The organism is Shigella sp. FC1567 (assembly GCF_001743015.1).
Classification (GTDB): domain Bacteria; phylum Pseudomonadota; class Gammaproteobacteria; order Enterobacterales; family Enterobacteriaceae; genus Escherichia; species Escherichia coli.
Genome location: NZ_MIIV01000011.1, coordinates 1 through 19,143 on the forward strand (window position 1 = coordinate 1; position 19,143 = coordinate 19,143).

Consider the following 19,143-nt stretch of genomic DNA (forward strand, 5'->3'; position numbering starts at 1 on the left):
ATACCTGACACATCGCTTCAATGGGAAATTGTTGTCGCCATTGTTCGATTAACGCGTATTTTTCAGCGACTCCTGTGCAAAATACGCTGTTGCTTTTTTTAATATATCTCGCTCAAGGCGAGCTTCATTTAACGCCTTACGCAGTTGCAGAATTTCAGATTCCAGTTCAGCCACCGTGCGGGAACCAGGAGTACCGAGCCCTTTTCTGGCGGCGGTAACCCATTGTCCTAAAGTGCCTTCAGGAAGGGATAATCGGGAAGCGCCTTCACTGATCGAAAGTTGATTTTCAAGAACCGTTCTGACAGCTTCGGCTTTGAACTCTTTAGAGTAACGTTGGTTTTTTCTGCTCATTATTAGCTCCTTCATGATGCCATTCTATTTCAGGAAGGAGTGTCCGTTAAACTCAGGCTACCTCAGTCATCGCCACGCATATCGCCAATAAACTGTAAGTTATCACTGTACTGATCGCTCCAGAACCACGGCAGTAGCGGTAGCGGTAGCCCTAACATTGCGGCAGCGGCAATTTGCGCCTGGTTATTGGCGTTTTCCCAGCTTTCACAGCGGTGTAGTGCACCATTATCAAGACGAGTGATTGCCACATCGCCACCGGCAAAGATCGCGGGATCGCAGGTGCGGCAAGCCTCATCAATGACAATGCCATTGGCAGTATCAAGGTTGGCCTCGCGAGCCAGTTGCTCGTTGGCGCTGATACCAATACCGTAAATCACCACATCAGCCTGAAGCGTTTCCCCACTTTGCAGCGTCAGTTCTACTTTTTCACCATCGACTACATGTTCAATGGCATTATTGAGCAGAATGCGCACACCAGCCTGCTGGTGGCGCTGTAAAAGATAGCGTTGCACGGGCGGTGGTGCATTACGGCCCATGACGGTTGCCGCCAGTTCAATCACTGTCACCTTACATCTGCGCTGCGCTGCGTGGCGCTGGCAGCCAGTTCCAGACCAATAGTTCCGGCACCGACAATCACGACTGACCGTTCGGGCTGCAGAACTTCTCGCAGTCTGGCGGCATCACCGGCATGGCGTAGGGTAAAGCAGCGTTCTCCCAGTGCATCAAGCAACGGCAGCGGTCGAGCTGCCGCGCCGGTTGCTATAAAAAGCTGATCCCAGTGCCAGCTTTCGCCGTTGGTTAACACTAACTCTCGTGTGTCGCGACCCAGCGTTTTGATGGTTACACCGGAATGCAGATGAACATTGTTTTCCTGCCACCAGTTAGCGGGTAACACCTGCTGTAACTGCGGGGAATCTTCCAGCAACATGGATTTCGAGAGTGGAGGTCGTTCATAAGGAAGATGTCGCTCATCGGAAAACAGATGCAGCTCACCGGTGAACCCTTGCTGGCGTAGCGAGGCCGCAGCCATTGCCGCCGCTTGCACGCCACCGACAATAATGATCGTTTTTTCTTTCATCGTGCTTCCTTAAAGATCCAGCCCAGCCGCTACGTGGCGAATGCCGCGAATCGCTAAACCCGCATCAGCGTTGATCATCACACCGCTTAATGCGCGATTATTGCGCCGCGATGCCAACATCACATACGGCCCCGTAAAATCCGCCGGTTGCGGGAAAAATTGCAGCGGTAAAATGGCGGCAATTTTCTCCGGCGTCAGAGACTGCATTATCGAGGTTTCACTTTGCCCGAGCGCCTGTGGGCCGCGCAGGTCGCTGGCCATACCACACGGGCCGACGCCATTCACCCGCACTTTCGGTGCCAGTTCATAAGCCAGTTGGCGAATAAGTCCGGTTGCGGCATGTTTACTGGCGGTGTACAGCGGGCCACCGCCGCCAGGATACCAGGCGGCATTTGACAGTGTGAAAATCATGCTGCCTTCACTGGCGATTAACGCCGGAGCGCAGGCTTTTGCGCCCAGCAGGTAACCGAGTACGTTGACGTTAAACAGCTCGTGGAAGCCGGTTTCGAGCGTCTCTGCGGGAGTATTAACCAGTGAGGCATTGTGATCCCAGATGCCTGCATTGCCGATAAAACAATCCAGCTTGCCGGAACGAGTCAGGATCTGATCGACCGCGCGTTGATAATCGGCATAACAGGTCACGTTACCTTCCACCGCCAGAATATGTTCGCCAAATCGCTGACGCAGACTGGCGACTTTTGCCGCCGACAGTTCCAGCGTGGCAACCTGCGCGCCTTCTTCGATAAATCGCTCGACCAGCGCCAGCCCTAATCCCGATCCGCCGCCGGTAATAAAAATGGACTCGTTATGCAGATCGCTCATGGCTGCGCCTCCGGTAAGTCGATGAAAATGTCACTACCTTCAACGTGTACTGGATAAGTGGTGAGCGGATCGGTGGCGGGCAGGCATAACGCTTTCCCCGTTTTCAGGCAAAAACTGGCGGCGTGTAGCGGGCACTCCACCGTGGCGTCATCTTCCAGATACCCTTCTGACATCGACGCATTACCATGGCTGCAACGATCGTTAATGGCATAAAACTCGCCGCCAACGTTGAACAGGGCGATGACGGGCGAGGTATCGATCCGGAGAGCCTCACCCTCCGGCACATCCGCAACGGGACACGCATAAATTCGATTCATCAGAACAGTACACTCAGGTTATGGGAAGTGATTACCGCTTGATCCAGGACGATATCCCGTTCCAGCAAGCGCCAGTTGTCATCTTCCAGACGGCGAACTTTGTCGAAACGCGTTCCAACATAGAATGTTTCATCGCGCTCTTTTTGTGCCTGATAAAGCAGATAATTTACCCGCACAGCAAATACGTTTGGGATGTCGGTTTCGCTTATCTGGCAGTTGCTGATTAAGTGACGGGTGCGTGACGGCGGCTCTTCTGCCCAGGCCATGCCCGTTTCCAGACGGGCGATTCGCCGCTCCAGCTGGTCTTTGGTGTCATTAAAAATCCAGGTTGTCGGTGGCTGGACGCCTTTGCGGCGGTCGCGTGTTTGCGCGTTAACTGTGGTGCGCATGGTGTAACGAATCTCTTCGTCGAGCTGCGCCAGCCAGTCACGAAATTTCCAGTCGTCCAGTAAGCTGGCTTCGTGAAAGAGAAACTGGCTAATGCGGAGATGTAACTCTAGTGAAACTTGCGCACTCATTTCATCACCTCCTGCTGGTAAGCGGCGGTTTTATCGAGCACTTCCTGCCAGCTTTCGCTACTCAGAAGATCGGCCCAGCGTTGGTACATTCCACGAGCGGCAGTTTCTGAAAAGATATAGTTAGTAATGCCAGGAATGCCGTCGTCGCGGCGCTTTTCCTGACCAAGCCCCATTTCCAGACACAGTTTGCTGTTGCGGGCGCGGTGGCCTTTAAGCAATTTCTGGATTTCACACCAGTTCTCCGAGTCATCCTGCTCGAGAAAACCAGCAGGACCAAAAGCACGAGTGGCGCTGTTTTCAAAAGCGGCTTTAACTTCATCGGAGGCGGCTTTGTCAGTAATACAGAACGCCCACACTTCAACTTGATCAGGGCCGCGCGGATGCCAGACGCGGAGTGTGGCAGTGCCGTTTAGCCATGAAAGCGTGGGGAATATATTGTTATGACCCGCCAGGCGCAGGGCGCGAACTTCACCTAAACGTTGTTCTGCTTCGGCATAGGTTTCGCGGTAATAGCTGGAAACCGCGCCATCGACCCAGACATTAGCATCCGGTTTTTCAGTAAAGAAGAAACCGCTACCGTGACCGTCCTGACCAAATTGCAGCGCATCTTTGGCGGTTTCCCACACCGGGCGGGCGGTTTGTCCATCACCGAGACGCTTATCGCTGCCATCATCTTTCGCCCCTAATACCTGAACGGCAGAAGCATGGCTGAACAGAGCATGATATTGGTCACTGGCGAACTGCTCTGCCGGGGATTTCCAGTTACAGTTGATCACCCACTTTTGTACGCCGCCGACAATTTCGGTGCCGCCTTCGCGACGATCCAGCATGCCATCCAGATACCAGGCAATGTCACCAAGGTAATCACGCAGGCCCGGTGCGCTGGTATCCCAGTTGCCAAAAATCAGCCCTTTATAACTCTCCACACAAGGAACTTCGTTTAGCCCCCAGTGGGATTTACACAACCCTTGTGGGTAGGCGCGAGGTTCCAGCGGTACATCGATCAACTCGCCGTTAATGCCATAAGACCAGCCGTGATACGGGCAGGTAAAGGCGCGAGTGTTGCCGCAATCTGCATAACTCACACGCATGGCCCGGTGGCGGCATTGGTTGAGAAACGCCTTGATGCTGCCGTCTTTCTGACGCACTACGACAACCGCATCTTCTCCCATGTAGGTGTTAAAGAAATCACCGGGTTTTGGGATCTGGCTTTCGTGGGCGAGAAATAGCCAGCAACGACCGAAAATACGCTCAAGCTCCAGTTGGTAAATATCCGGGTCGGTATAAATACGCGGAGTGACCCGACCATTTTGGGTGTCAATCAGTTGGTAAATGTTCAAATCTGAGGGTGTGGTCATATTTTTTAATCCTGAAAGATAAGATGTATTGACCTTCTATTTTTGTGCCATAAGGATGTTGCTGGTTGGTTGCTAATATGTGAAATAGTTAATTTCTACCAGCTGAGACGTTTTTTCGATAACAAGGGGAAGGTGATGGAACTACGGCATTTACGCTATTTCGTCGCAGTGGCGCAGGCACTGAACTTTACCCGTGCGGCGGAAAAACTGCATACCTCACAGCCTTCGTTAAGCAGCCAGATCCGCGATCTTGAAAACTGTGTCGGTGTTCCGTTACTGGTGAGGGATAAGCGCAAAGTCGCGTTGACGGCGGCGGGAGAATGTTTTCTCCAGGACGCGCTGGCAATCCTCGAACAAGCGGAAAATGCCAAATTACGGGCGCGGAAAACTGTTCAGGAAGACAGACAATTAACCATTGGCTTTGTGCCATCGGCGGAAGTGAATTTACTGCCAAAAGTATTACCGATGTTTCGTCTCAGACAGCCAGACACCTTGATTGAGCTGGTGAGTTTAATCACCACGCAACAGGAGGAAAAAATTCGCCGTGGTGAACTCGACGTCGGCTTAATGCGCCATCCTGTTTATAGCCCGGAGATTGATTATCTGGAGCTTTTTGACGAACCATTAGTGGTTGTGTTACCGGTTGATCACCCTTTAGCACATGAAAAAGAGATCACCGCCGCGCAACTGGATGGCGTGAATTTCGTCAGTACCGATCCGGCGTATTCCGGTTCGCTTGCGCCGATCGTTAAAGCGTGGTTTGCGCAAGAAAACAGCCAGCCAAATATCGTCCAGGTGGCAACGAATATTCTGGTGACCATGAATCTGGTGGGCATGGGGCTGGGCGTCACTTTGATACCCGGTTATATGAATAATTTTAATACCGGACAGGTTGTTTTTCGTCCCATTGCCGGAAATGTGCCTTCCATTGCTTTACTGATGGCGTGGAAGAAAGGGGAGATGAAGCCGGCATTACGCGATTTCATCGCCATTGTGCAGGAACGTTTGGCAAGCGTAACGGCATAATTACGCATTATTTTTGCAACATGCGTCGCGGATCGCAGTTTTTTAGTGCTTGTGAACTGGCGTTACAGACATCGGGAAGCAGGCTCGAATATTCTTATTTTTCAACTTGCACCAACATTCGATTAACCCCAGACTAACGCCTCCTGACGGGAGGGACTCATGGTTTTGCAATCCACGCGCTGGTTGGCGCTCGGCTATTTCACATACTTTTTTAGTTACGGCATTTTTCTACCTTTCTGGAGCGTCTGGCTTAAAGGGATTGGTTTAACGCCAGAAACCATCGGCCTGTTATTGGGGGCAGGTCTGGTTGCCCGTTTTCTCGGGAGTTTGCTCATCGCGCCCCGCGTCAGCGATCCTTCTCGCCTGATTTCCGCCTTGCGCGTGCTGGCAATGATGACACTTCTCTTTGCTGTCGCCTTCTGGGCGGGGGCGCACGTAGCGTGGCTGATGCTGGTGATGATTGGCTTTAACCTCTTTTTCTCACCGCTGGTACCGTTGACCGATGCACTGGCGAATACGTGGCAAAAGCAGTTCCCGCTTGATTACGGCAAAGTGCGACTGTGGGGCTCGGTGGCGTTTGTCATTGGCTCGGCGCTGACGGGCAAACTGGTCACTATGTTTGATTATCAGGTGATCCTCGCGCTGTTAACATTGGGCGTGGCATCTATGCTGCTCGGCTTTCTCATCCGTCCGACGATTCAGCCACAAGGGGCAAGCCGCCAGCAGGAGAGCACCGGTTGGTCAGCGTGGTTGGCGCTGGTTCTTCAGAACTGGCGCTTTCTGGCCTGCGTTTGTTTATTGCAGGGGGCACATGCGGCCTATTACGGTTTTAGCGCCATTTACTGGCAGGCAGCTGGCTACTCGGCCTCGGCGGTGGGGTATTTGTGGTCGCTGGGCGTGGTGGCGGAAGTCATTATCTTTGCGCTGAGTAATAAACTTTTCCGCCGTTGTAGTGCACGCGATATGCTGTTGATCTCGGCGATTTGCGGCGTAGTGCGCTGGGGCATTATGGGAGCAACTACGGCGTTGCCGTGGTTGATAGTGGTGCAAATTCTGCATTGCGGCGCCTTCACGGTCTGCCACCTGGCCGCCATGCGCTATATTGCCGCTCGCCAGGGTAGCGAAGTCATCCGTTTACAGGCGGTTTACTCTGCCGTCGCGATGGGCGGCAGTATAGCTATCATGACCGTTTTCGCCGGTTTCCTGTATCAATATCTGGGCCACGGCGTGTTCTGGGTAATGGCGCTGGTGGCGCTTCCGGCAATGTTTTTGCGCCCGAAAGTTGTTCCCTCATGCTGATTCGAGCATTTTGCGGATCTGCTCCTGTTGATGTGTTGTCAGTGTCAGGTCCGTATAGATCAGCGGTGGTGAAAAGAGCGGTAACGGCATGGTATAAGGCGCAATAATCAGTGCCGCGCCGCGCGGAGCGCCTGTCTGCAAAAATGCCTTTACCGACATATGTTTAATGTTGAGCGGCAGTAACGTTAGTTCGCGTAACTGCTGCTCAATCTGCGCTTCTCGCTCGCTATCATTCCCGGTAAGAAGAATAATCTGTTTTTCATGCAGATCGTTTTCCTGCATTAGCCAGGCACCGAAAATCACCGCGACCAGACCACTTTCCTCATCAGAAAGATGGACGCCGTATTCACTTTCAAATCCGGCCAGCGCCGCGCGGGTGGTGCGCACCAGGCGTGGGTACAGTTTGGCGAACTCTTCTGGCAGGGTATTATCAATACCGATGGCAAACAAACTGCGATTTAACGCCTGGGCGAGGTGGGTATAAAGCTGATCGCATAACCCCTGTTCATCATAAAAACGAACATTTCCCAGCTCACGAAAATGGTTTACCAGACGTTTGATAGACTGACGCAATTGTCTGTCTCGCTGATGCGCATCACGCAATGGATCGGGAACCCGCAACATGGAAAAAAGTAATGCCATAAACAGTGGCTCATCAGGCGGTACAGGCTGGAGCGCCGACGCTGCCAGTGGCGTCCAATTTCCTGCGCTACCTGAAATTCAAGGCAGGATTCCGCCCAGCGACGTTGGAGCGGATTAAACTGAGGCGTAATTCCAGCGTGGTGTTGCAGCAAACAATATTGCAGATACAGACACAGGAAATGAATATCGCGCGTTTCAAAGCGTTTTTGCAGCCGTCGGGAGCAGAGATTCACTAACGCTTGTAGATTGGTATCGTCGTAAAAGTTACGCGCAATTCCGCGCCGCTTCAGTTCACTCTTCAGGGCGGGGGTGAATTGGCTGGTAATAAATGACGGACACAGACGGAAACCACGTCGTAGCCAGTGAAATAAACACAAACGTTGGTTAAGCACTGTACCTTCAACCCGGTAGCTACCGTCATAACCAGTCGTCAGTGTGAGTTGATGATAGCGCAGGATCTCCCGTCCTGTTTCGCTGATATCAAGACTGGCAATATCATCATCCACACCATTAAGCTCGCTGAAGGTTGCCATGGTGGCGGTCAACCCCGGCTGAAAGAGCGTCAGCAAGATCTGGCAGCGGCGCTGGGGAGCCGAAAGGACAGATGGTGGAGCAAGCGTAGGCATCATCTGTAGATCTCCCATAAGCATAATTGATAAGAATAGCTAAAGTTTGCTCAGGTAAATGGCGAAGGGAATGCTAATCATCAGAAATGTTGGCAAGCGTCACAGAATTTTTCTCATCTTAAACTGTTCTGACCAGTGGATTAGCATGTCTTAAGGTGGTTTTGTGAATGATTATCGTGCTAGCGATCATGGGTTAGTTCTGCGGATTCAACGCGCTAAGGATAAAGTCCACCATCTGTTCGCGATAAACATCGCCGTGACGATCGGAAAAAGCATCAATGTGTTCGCCATCCGGGATTAGGATCAACCGTTTTGTCTCTTTTGCCAGGCTATACAACTTTTCGCTGTGCTGCCATGGGATAACGTGATCAGCTTTACCGTGAATGAGTAAAAGCGGGATCGGGCTGACGCTGGCGATATAATTTTCGCCGCTGTAACTCTCATCAAGTAAGTAGCCACTGCCGGGGATCATCTGATTGGCGATGGTTGCATAAGAGGCAAATGTGGAGTCGAGGATCACCGCACGTATGCCTTCACGATCATCCTGACCAATAACAGCAAGAATATTCGCCCCGCCAATACTCTGCCCGAACAGCACCAGCCGTTGTGGGTTTACATCACTGCGATGGCGCACCACATTGATGGCACTTTGCGTATCGTCCAGCAATCCGGCCTGGGACGGCGTGCCTTTTGATTTACCAAACCCGCGATAATCAAACATAAAAACGTTGAAATTACGCTCGGGTAACCAACTGACCAGCGGCCAGTGGGCGGACATATTTCCGGCATTGCCGTGAGCATGAATGATGGTTGCGATGGCATTGTCAGCAGGGCCCGTCGAAGAAGGAATAAACCAGCCTTGCAGACGAGTACCGTCCTTAGCCGTAAATTCGACGGATTCCGCCGACCAGGGGTCGGGACCGTAAATTTTATCGTCAGGATAATAGAAGAAGTTGATGGCAACGCGCGGCACTAAATAAACGCAGAAGGCAACAACAAAGAGAATAAACAGAATTTTGAGAACGCGTTTGTTCACTGGCAGCGCCATAACCTTTCCTTGTGACTTCTTTATCATCCATTAATCGGGGAAAGATGGTGGGAGAGTGACGAAAGAAAGTAAAGCGGTGAGGAAGTATTTCGGAATAGCGCCTGAAAGGCGAGGGCGGGTGAGTGACATCACCCGCCTGAGTCATTAACGCTTCAGAGCGTCGCTTAACTCATCACGCATGTTCGCCAGCATGGCTTTCACAACACGCGGGTTACCAGCAACGATGTTACCGGTCAGCATATAGTTATGACCACCGGTGAAGTCGCTGACGATGCCGCCCGCTTCACGAACCAGCAGCTCGCCTGCCGCGAAATCCCACGGACGCAGACCGATTTCAAAGAAACCGTCAACACGACCCGCAGCGACGTAAGCCAGATCCAGCGCCGCAGAACCGGTACGACGGAAGTCTGCACATTCGTTGAACAGTTTGCCGACGATGTTGATGTAGGTAGTGGCGTACTGTTTTGCTTTGAACGGGAAGCCGGTCGCCAGAATGGTACCGTCGAGATCGCGAGCGGTGCTACCGCGCAGACGGTAGCCGTTCAGCTGTGCGCCCTGACCGCGAGTGGCGGTGAACAGTTCGTTACGCATAGGATCGTATACCACAGCAACTTCGGTGCGGCCTTTGATACGAACGGCGATAGATACCGCGAAGTGCGGCAGACGTTTGATAAAGTTGGTAGTACCATCCAGTGGATCGATAACCCATTGAACATCCTGATCAGTACCTTCAAGTTCACCGCTTTCTTCGGTGATGATGGTGTGCTGTGGGTAAGATTTACGAATCGTGTCGATAATCACCGCTTCGGCAGCTTTATCTACGTTGGTCACGAAATCGTTACTGCCTTTCTGGCTCGCTTCTACAGCGTCCGGGGTTTCATAGTTTTTGGCAATTAAATTACCCGCCTTGCGCGCTGCGCGCACGGCGATGTTCAGCATCGGATGCATCGGTCTCTCTCACTGGATGTTAAAGAACGGGAAAACGGCGCAGAGTATAGCAGCGAGATCGGCATCTGTCTTCGTTTTATGATAAGATGCGTGAATAATCTTTAGATGAAGAAAGACAATGCTGCAAAATATTCGAATTGTGCTGGTGGAGACGTCACACACCGGCAATATGGGTTCTGTTGCCCGTGCCATGAAAACAATGGGATTAACCAATCTGTGGCTGGTTAATCCACTGGTGAAACCCGACTCCCAGGCGATTGCCCTGGCAGCAGGGGCCAGCGATGTGATTGGTAATGCTCACATCGTCGATACGCTCGACGAAGCGTTAGCCGGTTGTAGCTTGGTGGTGGGCACCAGCGCACGTTCCCGCACGCTGCCATGGCCGATGCTCGACCCGCGCGAATGCGGCCTGAAAAGCGTCGCTGAAGCGGCAAATACCCCGGTGGCGCTGGTGTTTGGTCGCGAGCGCGTCGGCTTGACCAATGAAGAGTTGCAGAAATGCCATTATCATGTCGCGATTGCGGCTAACCCGGAATACAGCTCGCTGAACCTGGCGATGGCGGTTCAGGTTATTGCCTATGAAGTGCGCATGGCCTGGCTGGCAACTCAGGAAAACGGCGAGCAGGTCGAGCATGAAGAGACGCCGTATCCGCTGGTCGATGATCTGGAGCGTTTTTATGGTCATCTGGAACAAACGCTGCTGGCAACCGGTTTTATCCGTGAAAACCATCCGGGGCAGGTGATGAATAAATTGCGCCGTCTGTTTACCCGTGCGCGCCCGGAAAGCCAGGAATTGAATATCCTGCGCGGGATTCTGGCTTCTATTGAGCAGCAGAATAAAGGTAACAAGGCCGAATAACAGTAGTTGCCTGATGCGACGCTTAACGCGTCTTATCAGGCCTACAATGTACAGAACCGTAGGTCGGATAAGGTGTTCACACCGCATCCGACAACAGGTACAAACGCCACGATAAAAAAATGGCACTGAAGGTTAAATACCCGACTAAATCAGTCAAGTAAATAGTTGACCAATTTACTCGGGAATGTCAGACTTGACCCTGCTATTCAATACCCCCACTTTTACAATAAAAAACCCCGGGCAGGGGCGAGTTTGAGGTGAAGTAAGACATGAGACTGACATCTAAAGGGCGCTATGCCGTGACCGCAATGCTTGACGTTGCGCTCAACTCTGAAGCGGGCCCGGTACCGTTGGCTGATATTTCCGAACGTCAGGGCATTTCCCTTTCTTATCTGGAACAACTGTTTTCCCGTCTGCGTAAAAATGGTCTGGTTTCCAGCGTACGTGGACCAGGCGGTGGTTATCTGTTAGGCAAAGATGCCAGCAGCATCGCCGTTGGCGAAGTGATTAGCGCCGTTGACGAATCTGTAGATGCCACCCGTTGTCAGGGTAAAGGCGGCTGCCAGGGCGGCGATAAATGCCTGACCCACGCGCTGTGGCGTGATTTGAGCGACCGTCTCACCGGTTTTCTCAACAACATTACTTTAGGCGAACTGGTTAATAACCAGGAAGTGCTGGATGTGTCTGGTCGTCAGCATACTCACGACGCGCCACGCACCCGCACACAAGACGCGATCGACGTTAAGTTACGCGCTTAATAAAAAGAATTCAGAATCAGGCCGGAGTGCTAAATACTCCGTAAACACGGTCGTACATCCAGCCGGTAGCCTGATTCCTTGCATTGAGTGATGTACGGAGTTTATAGAGCAATGAAATTACCGATTTATCTCGACTACTCCGCAACCACGCCGGTGGACCCGCGTGTTGCCGAGAAAATGATGCAGTTCATGACGATGGACGGAACCTTTGGTAACCCGGCCTCTCGTTCTCACCGTTTCGGCTGGCAGGCTGAAGAAGCGGTAGATATCGCCCGTAATCAGATTGCCGATCTGGTCGGCGCTGATCCGCGTGAAATCGTCTTTACCTCTGGTGCAACCGAATCTGACAACCTGGCGATCAAAGGTGCAGCCAACTTTTATCAGAAAAAAGGCAAGCACATCATCACTAGCAAAACCGAACACAAAGCGGTACTGGATACCTGCCGTCAGCTGGAGCGCGAAGGTTTTGAAGTCACCTACCTGGCACCGCAGCGTAACGGCATTATCGACCTGAAAGAACTTGAAGCAGCGATGCGTGACGACACCATCCTTGTTTCCATCATGCACGTAAATAACGAAATCGGCGTGGTGCAGGATATCGCGGCTATCGGCGAAATGTGCCGTGCTCGTGGCATTATCTATCACGTTGATGCAACCCAGAGCGTGGGCAAACTGCCTATCGACCTGAGCCAGTTGAAAGTTGACCTGATGTCTTTCTCCGGTCACAAAATCTATGGCCCGAAAGGTATCGGTGCGCTGTATGTACGTCGTAAACCGCGCGTACGCATCGAAGCGCAAATGCACGGCGGCGGTCACGAGCGCGGTATGCGTTCCGGCACTCTGCCTGTTCACCAGATCGTCGGAATGGGCGAGGCCTATCGCATCGCAAAAGAAGAGATGGCGACCGAGATGGAACGTCTGCGCGGCCTGCGTAACCGTCTGTGGAACGGCATCAAAGATATCGAAGAAGTTTACCTGAACGGTGACCTGGAACACGGTGCGCCGAACATTCTCAACGTCAGCTTCAACTACGTTGAAGGTGAGTCGCTGATTATGGCGCTGAAAGACCTCGCAGTTTCTTCAGGTTCCGCCTGTACGTCAGCAAGCCTCGAACCGTCCTACGTGCTGCGCGCGCTGGGGCTGAACGACGAGCTGGCACATAGCTCTATCCGTTTCTCTTTAGGTCGTTTTACTACTGAAGAAGAGATCGACTACACCATCGAGTTAGTTCGTAAATCCATCGGTCGTCTGCGTGACCTTTCTCCGCTGTGGGAAATGTACAAGCAGGGCGTGGATCTGAACAGCATCGAATGGGCTCATCATTAATCGGTATCGGAATCAGGAGAATTTATAATGGCTTACAGCGAAAAAGTTATCGACCATTACGAGAATCCGCGTAACGTGGGTTCCTTTGACAACAACGACGAGAACGTCGGCAGCGGCATGGTGGGTGCACCGGCCTGTGGCGACGTGATGAAGTTGCAGATTAAAGTCAACGATGAAGGTATCATTGAAGACGCGCGTTTTAAAACTTACGGCTGCGGTTCTGCTATCGCTTCCAGCTCCCTGGTCACCGAATGGGTGAAAGGGAAGTCTCTCGTCGAAGCGCAGGCGATCAAAAACACCGATATTGCTGAAGAACTTGAACTGCCGCCGGTGAAAATTCACTGTTCTATTCTGGCAGAAGACGCGATCAAAGCCGCCATTGCGGACTATAAAAGCAAACGTGAAGCAAAATAAGAGTTGAGGTTTGGTTATGTCGATTACACTGAGCGACAGTGCAGCAGCGCGAGTAAATACCTTTCTGGCTAACCGCGGCAAAGGGTTTGGCCTGCGTCTGGGCGTGAGAACCTCCGGATGTTCAGGTATGGCTTATGTACTGGAATTTGTTGACGAACCGACGCCGGAAGACATCGTGTTTGAAGACAAAGGCGTGAAAGTCGTGGTCGATGGCAAAAGCCTGCAATTTCTGGACGGTACGCAGCTGGACTTCGTAAAAGAAGGCCTGAATGAAGGGTTTAAATTCACCAACCCGAACGTTAAAGATGAGTGTGGTTGCGGCGAAAGCTTCCACGTTTGATGCGCATACCGATAACCCCACCGTGGTCGCCTGCGCGTGGGGTTTGTTTTACCTGATTCGCCGTTATCGCGGCGGATCGCAGCCCTGAGAATGTTATGGATTACTTCACCCTCTTTGGCTTGCCTGCCCGTTATCAACTCGATACCCAGGCACTGAGCCTGCGTTTTCAGGATCTACAACGTCAGTATCATCCTGATAAATTCGCCAGCGGAAGCCAGGCGGAACAACTCGCCGCCGTACAGCAATCTGCAACCATTAACCAGGCCTGGCAAACGCTGCGTCATCCGTTAATGCGCGCGGAATATTTGCTTTCTTTGCACGGTTTTGATCTCGCCAGCGAGCAGCATACTGTGCGCGACACCGCGTTCCTGATGGAACAGCTGGAGCTGCGCGAAGAACTGGACGAGATCGAACAGGCGAAAGATGAAGCGCGGCTGGAAAGCTTTATCAAACGTGTGAAAAAGATGTTTGATACCCGCCATCAGTTGATGGTTGAACAGTTAGACAACGAGACGTGGGACGCGGCGGCGGATACCGTGCGTAAGCTGCGTTTTCTCGATAAACTGCGAAGCAGTGCCGAACAACTCGAAGAAAAACTGCTCGATTTTTAATTTCTGGAAGCTAAACATGGCCTTATTACAAATTAGTGAACCTGGTTTGAGTGCTGCGCCGCATCAGCGTCGTCTGGCGGCCGGTATTGACCTGGGCACAACCAACTCGCTGGTAGCGACAGTGCGCAGCGGTCAGGCCGAAACGTTAGCCGACCATGAAGGCCGTCACCTGCTGCCATCTGTTGTTCACTATCAACAGCAAGGGCATTCGGTGGGTTATGACGCGCGTACTAACGCAGCGCTCGATACCGCCAACACCATTAGTTCTGTTAAACGCCTGATGGGACGCTCGCTGGCTGATATCCAGCAACGCTATCCGCATTTGCCTTATCAATTCCAGGCCAGCGAAAACGGCCTGCCAATGATTGAAACGGCGGCGGGGCTGCTGAACCCGGTGCGCGTTTCTGCGGACATCCTCAAAGCACTGGCGGCGCGGGCAACTGAAGCCCTGGCAGGCGAGCTGGATGGTGTCGTTATCACCGTTCCGGCGTACTTTGACGATGCCCAGCGTCAGGGCACCAAAGACGCGGCGCGTCTGGCGGGGTTGCATGTTCTGCGCTTACTTAACGAACCGACCGCTGCGGCTATCGCCTACGGGCTGGATTCCGGTCAGGAAGGCGTGATCGCCGTTTATGACCTCGGTGGCGGGACGTTTGATATTTCCATTCTGCGCTTAAGTCGCGGCGTGTTTGAAGTGCTGGCAACCGGCGGTGATTCCGCGCTCGGCGGCGATGATTTCGACCATCTGCTGGCGGATTACATTCGCGAGCAGGCGGACATTCCTGATCGTAGCGATAACCGCGTTCAGCGTGAACTGCTGGATGCCGCCATTGCAGCCAAAATCGCGCTGAGCGATGCGGACTCCGTGACCGTTAACGTTGCGGGCTGGCAGGGCGAAATCAGCCGTGAACAATTCAATGAACTGATCGCGCCACTGGTAAAACGAACCTTACTGGCTTGTCGTCGTGCGCTGAAAGACGCGGGCGTAGAAGCTGATGAAGTGCTGGAAGTGGTGATGGTTGGCGGTTCTACTCGCGTGCCGCTGGTGCGTGAACGGGTAGGCGAATTTTTCGGTCGTCCACCGCTGACTTCCATCGACCCGGATAAAGTCGTCGCTATTGGCGCGGCGATTCAGGCGGATATTCTGGTGGGTAACAAGCCGGACAGCGAAATGCTGCTGCTTGATGTGATCCCACTGTCGCTGGGCCTCGAAACGATGGGCGGCCTGGTGGAGAAAGTGATTCCGCGTAATACCACTATTCCGGTGGCCCGCGCTCAGGATTTCACCACCTTTAAAGATGGTCAGACGGCGATGTCTATCCATGTAATGCAGGGTGAGCGCGAACTGGTGCAGGACTGCCGCTCACTGGCGCGTTTTGCGCTGCGTGGTATTCCGGCGCTACCGGCTGGCGGTGCGCATATTCGCGTGACGTTCCAGGTCGATGCCGACGGTCTTTTGAGCGTGACGGCGATGGAGAAATCCACCGGCGTTGAGGCGTCTATTCAGGTCAAACCTTCTTACGGTCTGACCGATAGCGAAATCGCTTCGATGATCAAAGATTCAATGAGCTATGCCGAGCAGGACGTAAAAGCCCGTATGCTGGCAGAACAAAAAGTAGAAGCGGCGCGTGTGCTGGAAAGTCTGCACGGCGCGCTGGCTGCTGATGCCGCGCTGTTAAGCGCCGCAGAGCGTCAGGTCATTGACAATGCTGCCGCTCACCTGAGTGAAGTGGCTCAGGGCGATGATGTTGACGCCATCGAACAAGCGATTAAAAACGTAGACAAACAAACCCAGGATTTCGCCGCTCGCCGCATGGACCAGTCGGTTCGTCGTGCGCTGAAAGGCCATTCCGTGGACGAGGTTTAATATGCCAAAGATTGTTATTTTGCCTCATCAGGACCTCTGCCCTGATGGCGCTGTTCTGGAAGCTAATAGCGGTGAAACCATTCTCGACGCAGCGCTGCGTAACGGTATCGAGATTGAACACGCCTGTGAAAAATCCTGTGCTTGCACCACCTGCCACTGCATCGTTCGTGAAGGTTTTGACTCGCTGCCAGAAAGCTCAGAGCAGGAAGACGACATGCTGGACAAAGCCTGGGGACTGGAGCCCGAAAGCCGTTTAAGCTGCCAGGCACGCGTTACCGACGAAGATTTAGTAGTCGAAATCCCGCGTTACACTATCAACCATGCGCGTGAGCATTAACAGAGGTTAGTATGGGACTTAAGTGGACCGATAGCCGCGAAATTGGCGAAGCACTGTACGATGCGTATCCTGATCTTGATCCGAAAACGGTTCGATTCACCGATATGCATCAGTGGATTTGCGATCTGGAAGATTTCGACGACGACCCGCAGGCATCCAACGAGAAAATCCTCGAAGCGATTTTGTTAGTCTGGCTGGACGAGGCCGAATAATTTCCGCGTCATGCTTCACGCCGCAGATGCGTTGGCTGCGCTCGTTCACCCCAGTCACATAGTTATCTATGCTCCTGGGGCTTCACTCACTTGCCGCCTTCCTGCAACGCGAATCATTTAGCGGAAAAATCCTGGGGCTGCCAACTGGCGGCCCTTTTACAAAGAAGGATAACTAAAATGACAGAAGCGATGAAGATTACCCTCTCTACCCAACCTGCCGACGCGCGCTGGGGAGAAAAAGCAACTTACAGCATTAATAATGACGGCATTACCCTGCATTTGAACGGGGCAGACGATCTGGGGCTGATCCAGCGTGCGGCGCGCAAGATTGACGGTCTGGGCATCAAGCATGTTCAGTTAAGCGGTGAAGGCTGGGATGCGGATCGCTGCTGGGCATTCTGGCAAGGTTACAAAGCCCCGAAAGGCACGCGTAAAGTGGAGTGGCCGGATCTGGACGATGCCCAGCGCCAGGAACTGGATAACCGCCTGATGATCATCGACTGGGTGCGTGACACCATCAACGCACCGGCAGAAGAATTGGGACCATCGCAACTGGCACAGCGTGCTGTTGATCTGATCAGCAACGTCGCGGGCGATCGTGTGACTTATCGGATCACCAAAGGCGAAGATCTGCGTGAGCAAGGTTATATGGGGCTGCACACCGTCGGACGCGCTTCAGAACGTTCTCCGGTATTGCTGGCGCTGGATTACAACCCAACTGGCGATAAAGAAGCGCCAGTGTACGCGTGCCTGGTAGGTAAAGGTATCACTTTTGACTCCGGCGGCTACAGCATCAAACAGACTGCGTTTATGGACTCGATGAAGTCGGACATGGGCGGCGCGGCAACGGTTACCGGGGCGCTGGCATTTGCCATTACGCGCGGACTGAACAAGCGCGTGAAGCTGTTCCTCTGCTGTGCGGATAACCTGATTAGCGGCAATGCGTTCAAGCTGGGCGATATCATCACCTATCGCAACGGTAAAAAAGTTGAAGTGATGAACACTGATGCCGAAGGGCGTCTGGTGCTTGCCGATGGTCTGATTGATGCCAGTGCGCAGAAACCGGAAATGATCATTGATGCGGCGACCCTCACCGGGGCGGCGAAAACTGCGCTGGGTAATGATTATCACGCGCTGTTCAGTTTTGACGATGCGCTTGCCGGTCGTTTGCTGGCGAGTGCCTCACAAGAGAACGAACCATTCTGGCGTCTGCCGCTGGCGGAATTCCACCGCAGCCAGCTGCCGTCTAACTTTGCCGAACTGAACAATACCGGAAGCGCGGCGTATCCGGCAGGCGCGAGCACGGCGGCGGGCTTCCTGTCGCACTTTGTTGAGAACTATCAGCAAGGCTGGCTGCATATCGACTGCTCGGCGACTTACCGTAAAGCGCCGGTTGAACAGTGGTCTGCGGGCGCTACGGGACTTGGTGTGCGCACGATAGCTAATCTGTTAACGGCGTAAACTAATATGCCGGATGCGGCGTAAACGCCTTATCCGGCCTACAAATTCTGCAAATTCAACAAATTGCGAATCCCTTGTAGGCCTGATAAGCGTAGCGCATCAGGCATTTGCGCCCCGAACGTTGAATGAATTGTGGTTCTTATGTCCGAAACAAAAAACGAACTTGAAGACCTGCTGGAAAAAGCAGCAACCGAACCGGCACACCGCCCGGCCTTTTTCCGTACTCTACTGGAATCCACCGTCTGGGTGCCTGGTACGGCGGCGCAGGGCGAGGCTGTGGTTGAAGATAGTGCGCTTGATTTACAGCACTGGGAAAAAGAAGACGGCACCAGCGTCATTCCTTTTTTCACCTCGTTAGAAGCGCTTCAACAGGCGGTTGAAGACGAACAGGCATTTGTCGTAATGCCCGTTCGCACATTGTTTGAGATGACCCTTGGCGAAACGCTCTTCCTTAATGCCAAACTGCCGACCGGTAAAGAATTTATGCCGCGTGAAATCAGTTTGTTGATTGGTGAAGAGGGAAATCCGCTGAGCAGCCAGGAAATCCTGGAAGGCGGTGAATCGCTGATATTATCGGAAGTTGCAGAGCCGCCAGCACAAATGATTGATTCACTCACCACCTTATTTAAAACCATTAAGCCGGTGAAGCGTGCTTTTATTTGTTCAATTAAAGAGAACGAAGAGGCACAGCCTAATTTATTTATTGGCATTGAAGCCGATGGTGATATCGAAGAAATTATTCAGGCGACGGGAAGTGTAGCGACCGATACATTACCTGGCGATGAACCAATCGATATTTGTCAGGTGAAAAAAGGGGAAAAAGGAATTAGCCACTTTATTACCGAACATATTGTGCCATTCTATGAACGTCGCTGGGGAGGTTTTTTGCGTGACTTTAAACAAAACCGGATAATCTAAAATATGC

19 protein-coding genes and 3 pseudogenes are annotated in these 19,143 nt (G+C 52.6%); 13 read left to right on the plus strand and 9 right to left on the minus strand.

The window, feature by feature from the left end; translation table 11 throughout:
- From BHE85_RS00825 to hcaE, 6 genes and pseudogenes are all read right to left on the minus strand, one after another.
- Positions 1–351, minus strand: a pseudogene (locus BHE85_RS00825) (transposase); the annotation flags it as partial.
- Positions 352–416: 65 nt separating this feature from the next.
- Positions 417–1,429 (minus strand): annotated as a pseudogene (gene hcaD / locus BHE85_RS00830) (phenylpropionate dioxygenase ferredoxin reductase subunit); the annotation flags it as partial.
- 9 nt (positions 1,430–1,438) lie between these two features.
- Positions 1,439–2,251, minus strand: coding sequence for a 3-phenylpropionate-dihydrodiol/cinnamic acid-dihydrodiol dehydrogenase (gene hcaB / locus BHE85_RS00835; RefSeq protein WP_001281377.1), 813 nt, complete (start codon positions 2,249–2,251; stop codon positions 1,439–1,441).
- The gene (locus BHE85_RS00840; RefSeq protein WP_001080104.1) at positions 2,248–2,568 is read right to left on the minus strand and encodes a bifunctional 3-phenylpropionate/cinnamic acid dioxygenase ferredoxin subunit; all 321 of its coding nucleotides are present in this window, start codon (positions 2,566–2,568) and stop codon (positions 2,248–2,250) included. Before BHE85_RS00840 ends, hcaB begins: the two co-directional genes overlap by 4 nt.
- The gene (gene hcaF, locus BHE85_RS00845) at positions 2,568–3,086 is read right to left on the minus strand and encodes a 3-phenylpropionate/cinnamic acid dioxygenase subunit beta (RefSeq protein WP_001276086.1); all 519 of its coding nucleotides are present in this window, start codon (positions 3,084–3,086) and stop codon (positions 2,568–2,570) included. The genes BHE85_RS00840 and hcaF overlap by 1 nt, the downstream gene beginning before the upstream one ends.
- Entirely contained in the window at positions 3,083–4,444 is a 1,362-nt protein-coding gene (hcaE, locus tag BHE85_RS00850; protein WP_000211182.1) for a 3-phenylpropionate/cinnamic acid dioxygenase subunit alpha, read from the minus strand. The genes hcaF and hcaE overlap by 4 nt, the downstream gene beginning before the upstream one ends.
- Positions 4,445–4,579: 135 nt before the next feature.
- Between hcaE and hcaR the strand changes: the two genes are divergently transcribed.
- Together hcaR and BHE85_RS00860 are read left to right on the plus strand one after the other, a co-directional pair.
- A complete protein-coding gene (gene hcaR / locus BHE85_RS00855) occupies positions 4,580–5,470 on the plus strand; it encodes a DNA-binding transcriptional regulator HcaR (protein ID WP_000423266.1) in 891 nt (296 codons plus the stop codon).
- A 159-nt stretch (positions 5,471–5,629) separates the two neighbouring features.
- Complete coding sequence (locus BHE85_RS00860) at positions 5,630–6,769, plus strand: 3-phenylpropionate MFS transporter (protein WP_000244210.1); 1,140 nt, start codon at positions 5,630–5,632, stop codon at positions 6,767–6,769.
- Here the strand turns inward: BHE85_RS00860 and csiE are convergent.
- The 3 genes and pseudogenes from csiE to suhB all read right to left on the minus strand — a co-directional run bounded on the left by csiE (position 6,761) and on the right by suhB (position 10,033).
- Positions 6,761–8,061: pseudogene (csiE, locus tag BHE85_RS00865) on the minus strand (stationary phase inducible protein CsiE). The gene BHE85_RS00860 and the pseudogene csiE overlap by 9 nt on opposite strands.
- 169 nt (positions 8,062–8,230) lie before the next feature.
- Positions 8,231–9,085 carry an alpha/beta hydrolase gene (locus BHE85_RS00870; RefSeq protein ID WP_001445932.1) on the minus strand — a complete coding sequence of 285 codons (855 nt, stop codon included), beginning with the start codon at positions 9,083–9,085 and terminating at the stop codon, positions 8,231–8,233.
- Positions 9,086–9,229: 144 nt separating this feature from the next.
- A complete protein-coding gene (gene suhB, locus BHE85_RS00875; protein WP_000553451.1) occupies positions 9,230–10,033 on the minus strand; it encodes an inositol-1-monophosphatase in 804 nt (267 codons plus the stop codon).
- A 118-nt stretch (positions 10,034–10,151) separates the two neighbouring features.
- Between suhB and trmJ the strand changes: the two genes are divergently transcribed.
- The 11 genes from trmJ to sseB all read left to right on the plus strand — a co-directional run bounded on the left by trmJ (position 10,152) and on the right by sseB (position 19,136).
- Positions 10,152–10,892: a tRNA (cytosine(32)/uridine(32)-2'-O)-methyltransferase TrmJ gene (gene trmJ, locus BHE85_RS00880; RefSeq protein ID WP_000940019.1), complete on the plus strand. Its 741-nt coding sequence runs from the start codon at positions 10,152–10,154 to the stop codon at positions 10,890–10,892.
- Between the two features lie 269 nt (positions 10,893–11,161).
- Positions 11,162–11,650 (plus strand): Fe-S cluster assembly transcriptional regulator IscR, encoded by a 489-nt coding sequence (gene iscR / locus BHE85_RS00885; protein WP_001241357.1) that lies wholly within the window; start codon positions 11,162–11,164, stop codon positions 11,648–11,650.
- A gap of 111 nt (positions 11,651–11,761) precedes the next feature.
- Positions 11,762–12,976, plus strand: coding sequence for a cysteine desulfurase (gene iscS, locus BHE85_RS00890; protein ID WP_001295373.1), 1,215 nt, complete (start codon positions 11,762–11,764; stop codon positions 12,974–12,976).
- Between the two features lie 27 nt (positions 12,977–13,003).
- Complete coding sequence (iscU, locus tag BHE85_RS00895) at positions 13,004–13,390, plus strand: Fe-S cluster assembly scaffold IscU (protein WP_000331709.1); 387 nt, start codon at positions 13,004–13,006, stop codon at positions 13,388–13,390.
- Positions 13,391–13,406: 16 nt separating this feature from the next.
- Positions 13,407–13,730, plus strand: coding sequence for an iron-sulfur cluster assembly protein IscA (gene iscA / locus BHE85_RS00900; protein ID WP_000028953.1), 324 nt, complete (start codon positions 13,407–13,409; stop codon positions 13,728–13,730).
- Positions 13,731–13,825: 95 nt separating this feature from the next.
- Positions 13,826–14,341, plus strand: coding sequence for a co-chaperone HscB (hscB, locus tag BHE85_RS00905; protein WP_000384413.1), 516 nt, complete (start codon positions 13,826–13,828; stop codon positions 14,339–14,341).
- Positions 14,342–14,357: 16 nt separating this feature from the next.
- Positions 14,358–16,208, plus strand: a complete 1,851-nt coding sequence (hscA, locus tag BHE85_RS00910) for a Fe-S protein assembly chaperone HscA (RefSeq protein ID WP_001196599.1) — start codon at positions 14,358–14,360, stop codon at positions 16,206–16,208.
- Between the two features lies 1 nt (position 16,209).
- Complete coding sequence (gene fdx / locus BHE85_RS00915) at positions 16,210–16,545, plus strand: ISC system 2Fe-2S type ferredoxin (protein WP_001124469.1); 336 nt, start codon at positions 16,210–16,212, stop codon at positions 16,543–16,545.
- 11 nt (positions 16,546–16,556) lie between these two features.
- Positions 16,557–16,757, plus strand: a complete 201-nt coding sequence (iscX, locus tag BHE85_RS00920) for a Fe-S cluster assembly protein IscX (RefSeq protein WP_000523616.1) — start codon at positions 16,557–16,559, stop codon at positions 16,755–16,757.
- A 177-nt stretch (positions 16,758–16,934) separates the two neighbouring features.
- A complete protein-coding gene (gene pepB, locus BHE85_RS00925) occupies positions 16,935–18,218 on the plus strand; it encodes an aminopeptidase PepB (RefSeq protein ID WP_000133575.1) in 1,284 nt (427 codons plus the stop codon).
- A 141-nt stretch (positions 18,219–18,359) separates the two neighbouring features.
- Positions 18,360–19,136 (plus strand): enhanced serine sensitivity protein SseB, encoded by a 777-nt coding sequence (sseB, locus tag BHE85_RS00930; RefSeq protein ID WP_005007820.1) that lies wholly within the window; start codon positions 18,360–18,362, stop codon positions 19,134–19,136.
- Positions 19,137–19,143 lie beyond the last annotated feature (7 nt).